We start from the raw sequence: 14,950 nt of genomic DNA, 5'->3' as shown, positions 1-14,950 counted from the left end.
AAGGTCCTGTGGAGCAGTTTGGAGTGCTCGCCACCCTGTCAAGGTGGAGGCCGCGGGTTCAAATCCCGTCAGGACCGCAGTAGACGGAAGCCCGGATCCTCTGGATCCGGGCTTCCGTGCGTCTTGACTCCCGCTCCCGCCGCGGGTAACCCCGTAGGACGGAGTCCGTCCCTGTTCCCTCGCGGGGCGGCCGGGTCCACCGGGAGGCCGCACACATGCCTGCGCCCACGGAAAGGCACGAGACCCGCGCGCTGCTGCGCGCCCATCTGGCGGCCGCGTCCGGCTACCGCCACCTCACACCGAACTGTCCGATCTGCCATCGCCTGCTGCGGCTCGCGATGGAGCCCCTGACGGCCCCACAGGCGCCGTACGCACCCACGGGCACCGGCGGGTCGAGCGAGCCGCAGCCGACCCCCGAGACCGCCCCCGACGCCCCCGCGCGGGACGCCGGGGCGTCACACCGTGCGGCTGGGCCCACAGCGGCCGGCGACGAGGCCGGCGCGGACGGTGCCCGCGACCACCCGCACGGTCACCCCGGGGACGAAAGTCCTCCCGCGACATGACCATCTGCTGCAGCCGGCCGCCCCCGCACAGTGGCAGGCTCGTAGTTGGCAAGGGTTCACCGGTGTGACGGGAGTCACGGAAACAGTTTTCCGCACGGGGGATCTTACGCACTCCCTACAACTGGCGAATTTAATATGTGCAATTGCACTGCCCCGGAAGCACATCCCGGACCGTTCCACCCGAGCCGGCCCACGACACCCGGGACCCGGGCGAACAGCCCCGAACAGGGCCGCACACCGTCATGCTTCGGCTTCGCACAAACCGACCCGTCGGCAGGTTCAGACAGTCGATCAGGCCATTCGGGCACCCGCGGGCACCTCGGAGCACGCCGACGGAGGCACCCCCGAAGGCGCCCCGGGAACGCCCGCCGGGCCCGCCCGGACACAAAAAAGATCGCGCTGGACCCGGCGGAGTCCAACGCGATCGAACGACGTACCCGCATGTCACAGGTTCGGCGCCCGTTGGGGCGGGCGCCCGTCGCGTGGTGCTATGAGTGGGACCACCGGGGGTTGGGGGGCCCACCAGTGCCCTGTTGTGGCTGCGGCGACAGGGGTGTGTCAGGCCTCGCTGCGCTGCTGCGGAATACCCGCAAGCAGTGCGCGGACCTCTGCCTCGCGGTACCGGCGATGTCCACCGAGCGTGCGGATGGACGTGAGCTTGCCCGCCTTTGCCCAGCGAGTGACCGTCTTCGGGTCCACGCGGAACATCGTGGCAACCTCAGCCGGGGTCAGCAGCGGCTCGGCATCAGGGGTGCGAGCGGTCATGAGCGGCCTCCTCGGGAGAACCGAACAATCTCGGTTCTTTCCTCTAAATTCTGCACCTTGACCCGCGTTGCCCGGAATGGCGGACGCAGGCCGAGTCGGTTATAGGACGAACGGCTTGTCCTCGGCACTACAACTACACCATCAGTCCAGCCACGTCGGCCAAACCGATGGAATTGCCCTCCCAGGTGTTCATCAGCGACGGAAGCCGATGGACCATGCCATAGCGGACAGTCACCCGTCAGTAACGATCAGTCACAGGACAACCAGGAGTCATCAGAAGTCATCAGACCCCCCATAGCGAGCAATGCTGAGCATTCCACCCATAGTTGGGTGGACAGAGTCCTCCCCGAACTCCTTGTCCTATTTTGGCATGAGGAGTAGGGAAGGGCGCAAGGGCCCCGTAAGTGCTGTCCGTCACGCTTGAGGCAAAGGCCCGGTTCGGGACGTAGGTCCCGGCCCTCGCGAGCGGCATCCTGCCCCACATGTCACACGCATCACATCCGGCGCGGGTTCACGGCCCGTCAAGTCCTCTCAGGACATCCCCGTTCACCCCCGCCGGCCCTCTCGGTGCCTCCAGATGTCGGACACCTCACAGGATGTCTCTTCCCTCGCGAAAGCTCCTCTATGCGAGGGTGCGCTCCAATTCACACCGATTCGGGCTAGTTGGAGGATTGTAGGTCACGCACCGCGCGCCAGCGGTCGGCGAGGCGCCCGTACGCGACGCCCGCCGCGTCGCTGTCACCGGAGCGCAGCGCCTCGATGCCCGCGGCCACGTCCGCGGCCGACCGGTCCGCGGCTAGCTGCTCGCCGCTCAGCGCGTGGACCAGACCGCCGTAGTCCAGCTCGACCATGCCGCGCGGATGGAACTCCTCCAGCCAGCGCCCCACCTCGACGAGCCCCTCGGTCAGCGGGCCTTCGTCGACGGTCTCCCGCAGCGTCCGCAGCGCCCTCGCCAGCCGTCGTCTGGCCTGCACCATCGGGGTGCGGTAGCGCAGCAGCCGGCCCCCGCCGGCACCGGCGACGTACTCCCGCTCCTCGTCGGCGAACAGGACGAACCAGCGCACCGGCACATGCCACACCGTGGTCCGGATCCAGGGCCGGGCGTCCGGATTCCGCTCGGCCCACCGCTCGTGATCCGCCGCCGCCTGACCCCGCACCACCGGCGGCAGCACCGCGTCCAGCACGGTGGCCGGAAACAGACCCCCCAGTTCGCTCATGGCCAGCCAGCCCCGCATCCGGGTCCGCCACGGACAGACGCAGACCACCCCGTCGACCAGGGCGACGAAGGCGTCGGCACTCTCGTGCACCGGCACCGCCACCGGAGGGGTCGGAACCAGGTCCGCCAGCGAGCGACGCAGTTCGTCCTGGGCCGTGGGGAGCTCGGAGCGCTGCGCGTAACGCGCCCAGTGCCCCCGCTCGGGTTCGCGGAAGGCGGCGAGCGGTTCGTACACCCGCAGGTAGGACGCGTAAGGGACGAGCACCGAAGACACCACCGACATGCGGCAGATCGTGTCACGCCGGTACTCCACAGGGGGGTGATCCCGGTCGGGGGAACAGATCCACGTGTCACGAGGACTTACGCTCTTGCCCAGTCGGACCGGCCGGTGCCGGGCCGTCCGGGACCCTCCCCACCTTCAGGAGGGTTCTCCGCCGCTTCGTACTTGGGAGTCACCACAGTGACCGATGTGACCGGCGTACCTGTCGCACCCGTAGACGTACTGCACACCCTGTTCCACTCGGATCAGGGTGGCCACGAGCAGGTCGTGATCTGCCAGGACCGCGCCAGCGGCCTCAAGGCCGTCATCGCCCTCCACTCCACCGCCCTGGGCCCGGCCCTCGGCGGAACCCGCTTCTATCCGTACGCCTCCGAGGAGGAGGCGGTCGCGGACGCGCTGAACCTGTCGCGCGGCATGTCGTACAAGAACGCCCTGGCCGGCCTCGACCACGGTGGCGGCAAGGCCGTCATCATCGGCGATCCGGACCGGATCAAGTCCGAGGAACTGCTCCTGGCCTACGGGCGGTTCGTCGCCTCCCTGGGCGGGCGCTACGTGACCGCCTGTGATGTCGGTACCTACGTCGCCGACATGGACGTCGTCGCCCGGGAGTGCCGCTGGACCACCGGCCGCTCACCCGAGAACGGCGGCGCGGGAGACTCCTCCGTCCTCACCTCCTTCGGTGTCTTCCAGGGCATGAGGGCCTCGGCGCAGCACCTGTGGGGCGACCCCACGCTGCGCGGCCGCAAGGTGGGGGTCGCGGGCGTCGGCAAGGTCGGCCGCCACCTGGTGGAGCACCTGCTGAGCGACGGCGCCGAAGTCGTCGTGACGGATGTGCGCGAGGAGTCCGTACGCGCGATCACCGATCTGCACCCCGAGATCTCGGTGGCGGTCGACACGGACGCGCTGATCCGCACCGAGGGGCTCGACATCTACGCCCCGTGCGCGCTCGGCGGCGCTCTGAACGACGAGAGCGTTCCCGCGCTCACCGCCAAGGTGGTCTGCGGCGCGGCCAACAACCAGCTCGCGCACACGGGCGTCGAGAAGGACCTGGCCGACCGGTCGATCCTGTACGCCCCGGACTACGTGGTGAACGCGGGTGGCGTGATCCAGGTCGCCGACGAGCTGCACGGTTTCGACTTCGACCGGTGCAAGGCCAAAGCCACCCGGATCTTCGACACCACGCTGGCCATATTCGCACGTGCGAAGGCAGATGGGATCCCGCCGGCTGCGGCGGCCGACCGGATCGCGGAACAGCGGATGGCGGACGCCCGCCGTCACTGACGCGTCACCGCAGGGACCGGCGCCCGTCACCGGGCTGTGCGGTGAGCCCGGTGACGGAGGCCCCGCCCCAGGGGGTCGGGAAGGCGGCCGAAGGGCCTCGTGGGGACCGGGGAGACAAGACTCACTCCGGTCGGCGGGTCGGCCGTCCGCAAGAGGTTAAAGTCGTGTGTGACCAGGGAGGACGGGCTCCTCCACGGTCCTGCGCAAAGGCGCGTGGTGTGGGCGGCGTACCGTATGGCCGAGGAAGCAGGTACGGTTAAAGCCACGGGCGCGGTCTCTCTGCTGAGAGTCCGTCCCGAAACATGAACGCGTGTCAAGACTCTGGGGCCGTCGAGCCCCGTCACCGAGGGGGTCGAGCCATGGGGCGCGGCCGGGCAAAGGCCAAGCAGACAAAGGTCGCCCGCCAGCTGAAGTACAGCAGCGGCGGGACCGACCTGTCGCGTCTGGCCAATGAGCTGGGCGCATCGCCTTCGAGTCAACCACCGAACGCCGAGCCGTTCGAGGACGACGACGAGGAAGATGACCCGTACGCACAGTACGCGGATCTGTACAACGACGACGAGGACGCGGACGAGGACGGCCAGTCCGGTCCGTCGTCACAGCGCCGCGGCGCTTGACCTCGCGCTGACACATGAACCCGGTCCGGGCTTGCCCGGACCGGGTTCTGTGCTGTCCCGGCACGGACGGAGCGTGCCCGCAGTCGATCCGCGAGGTGGAGCGGCCCGTCGGTCCGGTGGTGCGCCGGACCGACGGTCACGACGTCCTACCGCGCGTAGTTGCCCGTCAGTTCGGCACCCGTGGCGTGATCTCCGCGCTCGGTGATCTCGCCGGCGACCCAGGAGTCGACACCCCGGTCGGCCAGCGTCGTCAGAGCCGCGTCCACCGAGTCGGCAGGCACGACCGCGATCATGCCGACACCCATGTTGAGCGTCTTCTCGAGCTCCAGCCGCTCGACCTGCCCGGCCTTGCCGACCAGGTCGAAGACGGCGCCGGGCGCCCAGGTGGAGCGGTCGACCGTGGCGTGCAGCGCGTCCGGGATCACCCGGGCCAGGTTGTTGGCCAGGCCGCCGCCGGTGACGTGGCTGAAGGCATGCACCTCGGTCGTACGGGTCAGCGCCAGGCAGTCCAGGGAGTAGATCCTGGTCGGCTCCAGGAGCTCCTCGCCGAGCGTCCTGCCGAACTCCTCGACCTGACGGTCCAGGGTCCAGCCGGCCCGGTCGAAGACCACGTGGCGCACGAGCGAGTACCCGTTCGAGTGAAGTCCGGACGACGCCATCGCGATCACGGCGTCCCCCTTACGGATACGGTCCGGGCCCAGCAGGCGGTCCGCCTCGACCACACCCGTACCGGCACCCGCGACGTCGAAGTCGTCCGGGCCCAGCAGCCCCGGGTGCTCGGCCGTCTCGCCGCCGACCAGGGCGCACCCGGCCAGGACGCAGCCCTCGGCGATGCCCTTCACGATGGCCGCGACACGCTCGGGATGCACCTTGCCGACACAGATGTAGTCGGTCATGAACAGCGGCTCGGCACCGCAGACGACCAGGTCGTCGACGACCATGCCGACGAGGTCGTGGCCGATGGTGTCGTACACGCCCATCTTCCGGGCCAGATCGACCTTCGTGCCGACGCCGTCGGTGGCGGAGGCGAGCAGCGGGCGCTCGTAGCGCAGAAACGCCGAGGCGTCGAAGAGGCCGGCGAATCCGCCGAGGCCGCCGAGGCCCGCCACCTCGGGGCGCTGCGTCTTCTTCACCCACTCCTTCATCAGCTCGACGGCGCGGTCACCGGCTTCGATGTCGACGCCCGCCGCAGCGTAGGAAGCACCAGTTGTCTCAGACATTGCCCGGGATCTTTCGTGTCGGAATACGGGGCTGGAGGGGAGTGCGCGGGCCGGTCCGGGTCACGGACGACGCAGCGCGTCGGCCGCCGCCGTCGCGGCGGGCCCGGCGGCCAGCTCGGTCTCCAGCAGCTGCTTGCCGAGCAGTTCCGGGTCCGGCAGCTCCATCGGGTATTCACCGTCGAAACAGGCGCGGCAGAGGTTCGGCTTGTCGATCGTGGTGGCCTCGATCATCGAGTCGATCGAGATGTAGGACAGCGAGTCGGCACCCATGGAGGTGGCGATCTCGTCGACCGACATGCCGTTGGCGATCAGCTCGGCGCGCGTCGCGAAGTCGATGCCGAAGAAGCACGGCCACTTCACGGGCGGGGAGGAGATCCGGATGTGGATCTCGGCGGCACCCGCCTCACGGAGCATCCGCACCAGGGCCCGCTGTGTGTTGCCACGGACGATCGAGTCGTCGACGACCACCAGGCGCTTGCCCTTGATGACTTCCTTGAGCGGGTTGAGCTTGAGCCGGATACCCAGCTGACGGATGGTCTGCGAAGGCTGGATGAACGTCCGGCCGACGTAGGCGTTCTTGACGAGGCCGGCCCCGAACGGAATTCCGCTCGCCTCGGCGTAGCCGATGGCCGCGGGGGTTCCCGATTCCGGCGTCGCTATGACCAGATCCGCCTCGGCGGGTGCCTCGGCCGCCAGCTTCCGCCCCATCTCCACCCGGGAGAGGTAGACGTTCCGTCCCGCGATGTCGGTGTCGGGGCGGGCCAGGTAGACGTACTCGAAGACACAGCCCTTGGGCTTCGCTTCTGCGAAGCGCGAGGTGCGCAGGCCGTTCTCGTCGATGGCGACGAGCTCGCCCGGCTCGATCTCGCGGACGAAGCTGGCACCGCAGATGTCGAGGGCGGCGGACTCGGAGGCCACCACCCAGCCACGCTCCAGCCGGCCGAGGACCAGGGGGCGGATGCCCTGCGGGTCACGGGCGGCGTAGAGGGTGTGCTCGTCCATGAAGACCAGCGAGAAGGCGCCCTTGACCTCGGGGAGCACCTTCGCGGCGGCCTCCTCGATGGTGAGCGGCTTGTCGTCGTCATCTCTCTGGCCGGCGAGCAGCGCGGTCACCAGGTCGGTGTCGTTCGTCGCCGCGACCTGGGTGGCACGACCGTCCCTGCGAGGAAGGTCGGCGACCATCTCGGCGAGCCGGGCCGTGTTGACCAGGTTGCCGTTGTGACCCAGGGCGATCGAGCCGTGCGCGGTGGCACGGAACGTCGGCTGCGCGTTCTCCCACACCGAGGCACCGGTGGTGGAGTAGCGGGCATGACCGACCGCGATATGGCCCTGGAGGGATCCCAGAGACGTTTCGTCGAAGACCTGCGAGACCAGTCCCATGTCCTTGAAGACCAGGATCTGGGACCCGTTGCTCACTGCGATGCCCGCGGACTCCTGTCCACGGTGCTGCAGGGCATACAGTCCGAAATAGGTGAGCTTGGCGACCTCTTCGCCCGGAGCCCAGACACCGAAGACGCCGCAAGCGTCCTGGGGGCCCTTTTCTCCGGGGAGCAGGTCGTGGTTGAGTCGTCCATCACCACGAGGCACGCCACCGAGTGTAGGCGAGATCGACCACCGGTCCGAATTGGGGGACCGCCCCGCAGGCGCCGGTGAGGGGGCGACGGGGCACTTCCCCATGAGGGTCCGGGCCGACACCAGGCAGTCACTCGGTGTCACCGCGACCGCTTCACCGTCCCGCCCGGGAAGGCGCCTCGGGCGGCCGACGCAAGGGATGGGCGCTGGTTACCGACCGGTCGGGCAACGGTGCGGCGCATCGCCGGGATCGCTCCACTCGTGGCACTCGGTCAGCCACCACGGCCGCCGTGGCAGGCGTCGGCAGAGCACTCGTTCCGTGGCGAGCCTCACACCGGGAGACTCCGGCCCGGGGGCGCGTGAGCACTCAGGAGGGTCCGCGACGGGCGGTTCGGGCAGACCGCCGCCCCGGTCCGGCCCCGGTCCGGCCCCGGGGAAGACCGACGACCGGACCGGGGCACAGCGGATGGACCGGGGCATCGCGGACGGGACCGGGGCGCAGGAGCCATCCACCGTGCCCTTCCGGATCCCGGCGGCGGCCCCCCTGACCGGCAAGGTCGTGCCCTGGCGGGTCAGCCCTCGGCCGCAGGGGCGGAGGCGTCGAGCACCTTGCCGTCGGCGGCCTCGATCGACAGGGAGCGGTGATCGATCTCGTACGTCGTCTTCCCCTCCAGCACACCGAGAAGTGCGCGCTCCAGCTCCATCTCGGGGCCCGCGCACATCTTCCGGGTGGAGACGAGCGGCCCGAAGGTGAGCGTCGAGCCCGAGACCGTCGCCTTGCCGTGGAAGGAGTTGCAGCCGAGGTTTCCCTCCACCGAGCCGTCCTTGGCGAAGGTGAGATGCGCCTTGTCCTCCGTGCCGGCGGGAAGGGAGGAGGCGGTGTTGCCGGACAGGAGCCCGGTGACCTTCCAGCTGGTGCCGGTGAGCGGGGCCGGGGGCTCGGCGGTGAAGGCGATGGAATCACCCTCTGCGGTGGTCAGGGTCAGGGCCTTCTCCTCGCTCCGGCCCGCCACGGCGGCCTTCAGTTCGCCGCGGAATGCCTCGCCCATCGCGTTCTCGAACTCCTGGACGTCCTTCGCGCACGCCATCCCGGTGGACGTGTTCTGTCCGACGGTGACCTTGTCGCCGTCGAGACGGACGTCGGCGGTGAAGCGGTTGCAGCCCAGATTGCCCGTGGCCTTCCCCGCGGAGTCGATGGAGACGTGTGCGCCGGCGGGAGCGGTCGTCTTCTTCCCGCCGACGGTCAGGGAGGACACGCTCCAGTGGACGCCACTGAGGGGCACGTCCGTCCGCACGGTGCCGCTGCCGTCTCCGGATCCTGATCCTGATCCTGATCCTGATCCGGAGCCCGATTCCGTACCGCAGGCGGCGAGGGTGAAGAGGGCCAGGACGCTGACAGCCATACGTTGTTTGTACATGGCCATGTGACGGGCCGACCGGTCGATCCGGTTCCCCTCAGCCCGTCAGAGGGAGCAGCGGGGCGAGGTCGGCCCGCTCACCGCTGGCGCTGACCTGCGCCGCTTCCAGCGCCTGCGTCCACTGCGTACGACCGGTGGCCAGCCGGATCCAGGTGAGCGGGTCGGTCTCCACGACGTTGGGTGGCGTACCCCGGGTGTGCTTGGGACCACCGATGCACTGGACGACGGCGAAGGGCGGGACGCGCACCTCCACGGAGCCTCCGGGAGCCTTCTCCGCGAGGGCGTCGGCCAGCAGGCGGGTGCAGGCCGCCAGCGCCTGCCGGTCGTACGGGATGTCCAGACCGGTCGCCCGGTGGAGGTCGTCGGTGTGGACGACGAGCGCGACGGCACGGGTGACCAGGAAGTCACCCAGCCGCATCGTCCCCGCCCCGGTCGTCACCAGCCGGTCACCGGCGCCGGCGGGCACCAGTGCCGTGAAGCGGGCCGCCGTCTCCGCGTACAGCGCGCCGAGGTCGGGGCGGGCGGCTGCCAGGGCCCTGGCGTCGTCCGCGACCCCCTTCGCCCCCGCCGTTGCGGAGAACGGCCACTCCAGCAGGGTGAGCTGAGGCTTGGGGCCGGGCGGCTCCGGCAGCTCCAGCTCCCGGCTGACCCGCTCAAGCTCCGTCGCCAGGTGCGCCGCGAGGTCCCGCGCGGTCCGCTCCCCCGGCCCGGGCAGGGCGAGCTGCTCGGGCGTCAAGGTACGGACGACGGCCTGTACGTGGGCGAACTGGGCCAGGACCGCGGTCCTGGTCCGGGAGACGTCGTAGGCGCGGGGGCGCTTCCTGGCCGGTGGCATAGGGGCGAGACTAACCGGCGGGTCCGACAGTGCCCGCGCGCGTACCGCCGGCCCCGGCACCTGGCCGGGCGCCCGGGACGGCTCGCACGCACCGCGCCTGCCGAGGGCGCTCCGCGCTCCCCCGCAGCGGCCCCGCCTTCGACGATCGCCGGGCCGTCAGCCGGGACCGACAGCCCCCTCGGACGTGAACGCCTCACCGTTGGCCGGTACACCGACGCCCCGCCAGGTGAAGGGGATGCCGCGCGCCACGTCGAAGTCCGGATGGTCCATCAGCTGGAAGTGCACGTGCGGCTCGGTGGAGTTGCCGGAGTTCCCGCAGCGGGCGAGCGCCTGTCCCTCCCGGACCGTGTCCCCCGCTTCCACCCGGAGGGAGCCTCGGCGGAGATGTGCGTACGCGGCGTACGTCCCGTCGCCGAGGTCGAGCACGATGTGGTTGCCGACGATCCTGCGGGCGCCGGCCACGTCGCGCACGAAGGCCTCGACCAGCATCAGATACGCCAGCGCCGGACCGGAGGTGCGGCTGAGGTGATCGCGCTGACCGCCGCTCGCGTGCACCACGGTCCCGTCCGCCACGGCGATCAACGGGGCGTCGAAGGCCGGGAAGTCGCGGTTGGGCCGGGCCACCGGCCACAGCCACCGGAAGGGCGGGCGGCCCCCTGCCACGGGCTCGGCGACGACGTCGATCGCGTACGTCTGCCCGTAGCCGTGGGTGCCGTGGCTGGGCACCTTGTCGGCCGGGCTGTTGAGCGCGGTCCAGCGCCCGGTCACCGGCGGCCCCACCTCGACCGCCGGCCGGCCCTTCGCCAGGCCCTCAGGACTCCGGCGGCCCACCAGGACGCCGATGAGGATCGCGGCCACCGCGGGTACGAAGATCAGCCCGAACGGGACCAGTGGCTCGGCGAGGACGTCGACCAGCACCAGTGCCACGAACGCGAGCCAGCAGCAGCGGTGGAGGAGCATCGCTGCTTTGCGTACGGGCATGGGGCCCCCTCGATTTCGGCGTGCGGGTCTCACGGCCGGGCGGCCGTGAGGACCACCAGCAGCGGCACGACCCGGGTGCCGGGCACCTCGTAGCGCCCGCGGCCCGTCGTGTGCAGCCAGCCCGCAGCGGTCAGCATGCGCAGGTGGTGGTAGATCTGACCGGTCGTGCCCGTCTCGTCCAGCTCGGCCAGCTCGGCCGCCGTGCGCCGGCCTCCGAGGATCTCGCGCAGCAGCCGCAGCCGGACGGGGTGGCCGAGTGCGGCCAGGGGTTCGGCGGCTTCCGCCCAGTCGGGGCGGTCGTCGCCGGAACCCAGGAGCCCCGCGGTGAGCGCGCCGTACTGCCACTCGTACCGCTCACCGGCCGGCAGCTTCACCGCACCCGTGAACAGCACCCCACCGTCGGCTGCGGCGTCCCCGACCTGTTCGAGCTGGTCCTTCAGCCCGTCCAGCGCCCAGAAGTCACCGTCACCGAGAGCGGGCGACGCACTGTCCGCAGCCCGCTCCAGCACCGCCAGCCGACGTTCCAGCTCGGCGACGCGTTCCTCGAGCCCCATAGTCACAACCTTACGTAGTTACGTAATTTCTATCAAGGGGAACGCCGAAGCCCCCGTCCGGTCGACCCGGACGGGGGCTTCGGAACAGGCAGAACCTAGGCGAACAGACCCTCGAGGGTCCCCTCGTGCGCCGTCCGCAACTCGCTCAGCGGGATGCTGAACTCGCCCTGGATCTCGATCTCGTCGCCGTCCACGACACCGATCCGGGCCACGGGCAGACCCCGTGCACCGCACATGTCGGTGAAGCGGAGCTCCTCGCTGCGCGGAATCGAGACGACCGCGCGCCCCGCCGACTCCGAGAACAGGAAGGTGAACGCGTCCAGACCGTCCGGCACGACCAGCCGGGCACCCTTCCCGCCGCGCAGGCAGGACTCGGTGACCGCCTGGATCAGACCGCCGTCGGACAGGTCGTGCGCCGCGTCGATCATGCCGTCGCGGGAGCCCGAGATCAGGATCTCGCCGAGCAGCTTCTCGCGGCCCAGGTCGACCTTCGGCGGCAGGCCGCCGAGGTGCTGGTGGACTACCTCGGACCAGGCCGAGCCCCCGAACTCCTCGTTCGTGTCACCCAGCAGGTAGAGCAGCTGGCCCTCTTCGGCGAAAGCGACAGGCGTACGCCGGGTCACGTCGTCGATCACGCCGAGGACGGCCACGACCGGCGTCGGGTGGATCGCCGTCTCACCGGTCTGGTTGTACAGCGACACGTTGCCGCCGGTGACCGGGGTCCCCAGCTCCAGGCAGCCGTCGGCGAGACCACGGGTGGCCTCGGCGAACTGCCACATGACGTCCGGGTCCTCGGGCGAACCGAAGTTCAGGCAGTCCGAGATGGCGAGCGGCTTGGCACCGGACGCGGCGACGTTGCGGTACGACTCCGCCAGCGCGAGCTGTGCGCCCGTGTAGGGGTCGAGCTTCGCGTAGCGGCCGTTGCCGTCCGTCGCCATGGCCACGCCCAGATTCGACTTCTCGTCGATCCGGACCATGCCGGCATCCTCGGGCATCGCCAGCACGGTGTTGCCCTGCACGAAACGGTCGTACTGATCGGTGATCCAGGACTTGGAGGCCTGGTTCGGGGAGGCGACCAGGGCGAGGACCTGCTCGCGCAGCTCCGCGCCGTTCGCCGGGCGGGCCAGCTTGCCGGCGTCGTCGGCCTGCAGCGCGTCCTGCCAGGAGGGCCGCGCGAACGGCCGGTGGTAGGTCGGGCCCTCGTGGGCCACGGAGCGCGGCGGGACGTCCACGATCTGCTCGCCGTGCCAGAAGATCTCCAGCTGCGAACCCTCCGTCACCTCACCGATGACGGTGGCGATGACGTCCCACTTCTCGCAGATCTCCATGAAACGGTCCACGTGCTGCGGCTCGACAATCGCGCACATGCGCTCCTGCGACTCGCTCATGAGGATTTCCTCGGGCGAGAGGGAGGAGTCGCGCAGCGGCACGGTGTCCAGCTCGACGCGCATGCCGCCGGAACCCGCGGACGCCAGCTCGGAGGTGGCACAGGAGAGCCCGGCGCCGCCGAGGTCCTGGATGCCCGCGACGAGCTTCTCCTTGAAGATCTCCAGGGTGCACTCGATGAGGAGCTTCTCCTGGAACGGGTCGCCGACCTGGACGGCGGGGCGCTTGGTGGGCTTGGTGTCGTCGAAGGTCTCCGAGGCCAGCACGGAGACGCCGCCGATACCGTCGCCGCCGGTGCGGGCGCCGTAGAGGATCACCTTGTTGCCGGGACCGGAGGCCTGGGCCAGGTGGATGTCCTCGTGCTTCATCACGCCGATGCAGCCGGCGTTGACGAGCGGGTTGCCCTGGTAGCAGGAGTCGAAGACGACCTCGCCGCCGATGTTCGGCAGGCCGAGGCAGTTCCCGTAGCCGCCGATGCCCGCGACGATGCCCGGCAGCACCCGACGGGTGTCGGGGTGGTCGGCCGCACCGAAGCGCAGCGGGTCCACGACCGCGACCGGACGCGCACCCATGGCGAGGATGTCGCGGACGATGCCGCCGACGCCGGTGGCCGCACCCTGGTAGGGCTCGATGTACGAGGGGTGGTTGTGCGACTCGACCTTGAAGGTCACCGCGTAACCCTGGCCGACGTCGACGACACCGGCGTTCTCGCCGATGCCGACGAGCATCGCGTCGTTCTCGGGGACCTTCTCGCCGAACTGCTTGAGGTGGACCTTGCTGCTCTTGTAGGAGCAGTGCTCGGACCACATCACGGAGTACATGGCGAGCTCGGCGCCGGTGGGACGGCGGCCCAGGATCTCGCGGATCCGGGTGTACTCGTCCTCCTTGAGGCCGAGCTCCTTCCAGGGCTGTCCGGCGTCCGGGGTTTCGGCCGCGTGCTTGACCGTGTCCAGGCTCATGCGTTGACCAGCTTCTTGATGATCGAGGTGAAGAAACCCAGGCCGTCGGTGCGACCGGTGCCGATCAGCGGCTCGACGGCGTGCTCCGGGTGCGGCATCAGACCGACGATGTTGCCCGCGGCGTTGGTGATGCCCGCGATGTCGCGCAGCGAACCGTTCGGGTTGACGTCGGCGTAGCGGAAGGCGACGCGGCCCTCGGCCTCCAGCGCGTCGAGCGTGCGCTCGTCGGCGGTGTACCGGCCGTCCACGTTCTTCAGCGGTACGGAGATCTCCTGACCCGCGGTGTAGTCCGAGGTCCAGGCGGTCTCCGCGTTCTCCACCCGCAGCTTCTGGTCGCGGCAGATGAAGTGGAGGTGGTTGTTGCGCAGCATCGCGCCGGGCAGCAGGTGCGCCTCGGTCAGGATCTGGAATCCGTTGCAGATGCCGAGAACGGGCATGCCGGCCTTCGCCTGCTCGATGACGGTCTCCATCACCGGCGAGAAACGCGAGATGGCACCGGCGCGCAGATAGTCGCCGTAACTGAATCCGCCCGCCAGGATGACCGCGTCGACCTGGTGGAGGTCCTTGTCACGGTGCCAGAGGGATACGGGTTCGGCGCCGGCGATCCGCACGGCCCGGAGGCTGTCCTGGTCGTCGAGCGTGCCGGGAAAAGTGACGACGCCGATACGGGTGGTCACTTCCCCTCCTCCACCTTGACGGTGAAGTCCTCGATGACGGTGTTGGCGAGGAAGGTTTCGGCCAGCTCGTTGATACGGGCGAGGGCGGCATCGTCGACCGGCCCCTCGACCTCGAGCTCGAAACGCTTTCCCTGACGAACGTCCGCGATTCCGTCGAAGCCGAGACGGGGCAGTGCGCGCTGCACAGCCTGTCCCTGCGGGTCGAGGATCTCCGGCTTGAGCATGACGTCGACTACGACGCGTGCCACTGGCACTCCCGGTGGTGTGGTGCGGCTGTGTCTCCGAGGGGTTCCCCAGATCCCCGCGGGTCCACTCAGCGTACCCGTCCAGAAATTCTACGCGGGTAGATATCAACGCGACCTGATCACGGCCAGATATCGGAGGCAAGAACGCCGGTGAAAAGCCCTGGGAAGAAAAAATCTTCACCCGGATTGCACGAGGACACACTGAGGCAACACGCGGATGCAATTGCCCGGGCTTCACAATGCGGCCCTCACCGCTGTACAAATGAATACCCGGGAAAGCATGGTTGCCCCGGACGGTCGACAGCAGTCGATCCGCATCCGCCCAGCCGCCGGAAGGCCGGCATCCGTGCATGTCAGCCGCGCCGGTGCCGCAGGAAAGGA

At 69.7% G+C, this 14,950-nt stretch carries 14 protein-coding genes and 1 tRNA gene; 4 read left to right on the top strand and 11 right to left on the bottom strand.

Features of this window, described 5'->3' with window-relative positions:
- Positions 1–2 precede the first annotated feature (2 nt).
- Positions 3–77, top strand: a tRNA-Asp gene (locus ABZ441_RS26260).
- Between the two features lie 138 nt (positions 78–215).
- The gene (locus tag ABZ441_RS26255; RefSeq protein ID WP_358978498.1) at positions 216–563 is read left to right on the top strand and encodes a DUF6274 family protein; all 348 of its coding nucleotides are present in this window, start codon (positions 216–218) and stop codon (positions 561–563) included.
- Positions 564–1,121: 558 nt separating this feature from the next.
- Here the strand turns inward: ABZ441_RS26255 and bldC are convergent.
- Together bldC and ABZ441_RS26245 are read right to left on the bottom strand one after the other, a co-directional pair.
- Positions 1,122–1,328 (bottom strand): developmental transcriptional regulator BldC, encoded by a 207-nt coding sequence (bldC, locus tag ABZ441_RS26250; RefSeq protein ID WP_003949541.1) that lies wholly within the window; start codon positions 1,326–1,328, stop codon positions 1,122–1,124.
- A gap of 659 nt (positions 1,329–1,987) precedes the next feature.
- Positions 1,988–2,827, bottom strand: a complete 840-nt coding sequence (locus ABZ441_RS26245) for a hypothetical protein (RefSeq protein WP_358978496.1) — start codon at positions 2,825–2,827, stop codon at positions 1,988–1,990.
- Positions 2,828–3,004: 177 nt separating this feature from the next.
- Between ABZ441_RS26245 and ABZ441_RS26240 the strand changes: the two genes are divergently transcribed.
- Complete coding sequence (locus tag ABZ441_RS26240) at positions 3,005–4,105, top strand: Glu/Leu/Phe/Val dehydrogenase dimerization domain-containing protein (protein WP_358978495.1); 1,101 nt, start codon at positions 3,005–3,007, stop codon at positions 4,103–4,105.
- Positions 4,106–4,464: 359 nt separating this feature from the next.
- Positions 4,465–4,722, top strand: a complete 258-nt coding sequence (locus ABZ441_RS26235) for a DUF3073 domain-containing protein (protein ID WP_031097368.1) — start codon at positions 4,465–4,467, stop codon at positions 4,720–4,722.
- Positions 4,723–4,868: 146 nt separating this feature from the next.
- On the opposite strand, the gene purM is transcribed toward ABZ441_RS26235, so the two are convergent.
- From purM to purS, 9 genes are all read right to left on the bottom strand, one after another.
- Positions 4,869–5,942, bottom strand: a complete 1,074-nt coding sequence (gene purM, locus ABZ441_RS26230; protein WP_358978492.1) for a phosphoribosylformylglycinamidine cyclo-ligase — start codon at positions 5,940–5,942, stop codon at positions 4,869–4,871.
- 60 nt (positions 5,943–6,002) lie between these two features.
- Positions 6,003–7,529 (bottom strand): amidophosphoribosyltransferase, encoded by a 1,527-nt coding sequence (gene purF, locus ABZ441_RS26225; protein WP_358978490.1) that lies wholly within the window; start codon positions 7,527–7,529, stop codon positions 6,003–6,005.
- A gap of 557 nt (positions 7,530–8,086) precedes the next feature.
- Complete coding sequence (locus tag ABZ441_RS26220; RefSeq protein WP_358978488.1) at positions 8,087–8,938, bottom strand: META domain-containing protein; 852 nt, start codon at positions 8,936–8,938, stop codon at positions 8,087–8,089.
- Between the two features lie 31 nt (positions 8,939–8,969).
- The gene (locus ABZ441_RS26215; RefSeq protein ID WP_358978486.1) at positions 8,970–9,767 is read right to left on the bottom strand and encodes a sterol carrier family protein; all 798 of its coding nucleotides are present in this window, start codon (positions 9,765–9,767) and stop codon (positions 8,970–8,972) included.
- 156 nt (positions 9,768–9,923) lie between these two features.
- Positions 9,924–10,748, bottom strand: coding sequence for a M23 family metallopeptidase (locus ABZ441_RS26210; RefSeq protein ID WP_358978484.1), 825 nt, complete (start codon positions 10,746–10,748; stop codon positions 9,924–9,926).
- Between the two features lie 29 nt (positions 10,749–10,777).
- Positions 10,778–11,302, bottom strand: coding sequence for a helix-turn-helix domain-containing protein (locus tag ABZ441_RS26205; protein ID WP_358978482.1), 525 nt, complete (start codon positions 11,300–11,302; stop codon positions 10,778–10,780).
- Positions 11,303–11,397: 95 nt separating this feature from the next.
- Positions 11,398–13,647 (bottom strand): phosphoribosylformylglycinamidine synthase subunit PurL, encoded by a 2,250-nt coding sequence (gene purL / locus ABZ441_RS26200; protein ID WP_358978480.1) that lies wholly within the window; start codon positions 13,645–13,647, stop codon positions 11,398–11,400.
- Entirely contained in the window at positions 13,644–14,324 is a 681-nt protein-coding gene (gene purQ / locus ABZ441_RS26195) for a phosphoribosylformylglycinamidine synthase subunit PurQ (protein ID WP_358978478.1), read from the bottom strand. The genes purL and purQ overlap by 4 nt, the downstream gene beginning before the upstream one ends.
- A complete protein-coding gene (purS, locus tag ABZ441_RS26190; protein WP_358978476.1) occupies positions 14,321–14,572 on the bottom strand; it encodes a phosphoribosylformylglycinamidine synthase subunit PurS in 252 nt (83 codons plus the stop codon). The genes purQ and purS overlap by 4 nt, the downstream gene beginning before the upstream one ends.
- Positions 14,573–14,950: the final 378 nt, after the last annotated feature.

It is taken from the genome of Streptomyces sp. NPDC005752, from assembly GCF_040630715.1.
GTDB lineage: Bacteria > Actinomycetota > Actinomycetes > Streptomycetales > Streptomycetaceae > Streptomyces.
This window is presented reverse-complemented; position numbering and strand designations above follow the sequence as displayed.

Bases quoted from the DNA above. Each gene is read 5' to 3' on its own strand.
- ABZ441_RS26255 (WP_358978498.1), top strand. From the start codon at position 216: ATGCCTGCGCCCACGGAAAGGCACGAGACCCGCGCGCTGCTGCGCGCC.
- bldC (WP_003949541.1), bottom strand. From the start codon at position 1,328: ATGACCGCTCGCACCCCTGATGCCGAGCCGCTGCTGACCCCGGCTGAG.
- purM (WP_358978492.1), bottom strand. From the start codon at position 5,942: ATGTCTGAGACAACTGGTGCTTCCTACGCTGCGGCGGGCGTCGACATC.
- ABZ441_RS26205 (WP_358978482.1), bottom strand. From the start codon at position 11,302: ATGGGGCTCGAGGAACGCGTCGCCGAGCTGGAACGTCGGCTGGCGGTG.
- ABZ441_RS26245 (WP_358978496.1), bottom strand. From the start codon at position 2,827: ATGTCGGTGGTGTCTTCGGTGCTCGTCCCTTACGCGTCCTACCTGCGG.
- ABZ441_RS26220 (WP_358978488.1), bottom strand. From the start codon at position 8,938: ATGGCCATGTACAAACAACGTATGGCTGTCAGCGTCCTGGCCCTCTTC.
- ABZ441_RS26235 (WP_031097368.1), top strand. From the start codon at position 4,465: ATGGGGCGCGGCCGGGCAAAGGCCAAGCAGACAAAGGTCGCCCGCCAG.
- ABZ441_RS26215 (WP_358978486.1), bottom strand. From the start codon at position 9,767: ATGCCACCGGCCAGGAAGCGCCCCCGCGCCTACGACGTCTCCCGGACC.
- ABZ441_RS26210 (WP_358978484.1), bottom strand. From the start codon at position 10,748: ATGCCCGTACGCAAAGCAGCGATGCTCCTCCACCGCTGCTGCTGGCTC.
- purL (WP_358978480.1), bottom strand. From the start codon at position 13,647: ATGAGCCTGGACACGGTCAAGCACGCGGCCGAAACCCCGGACGCCGGA.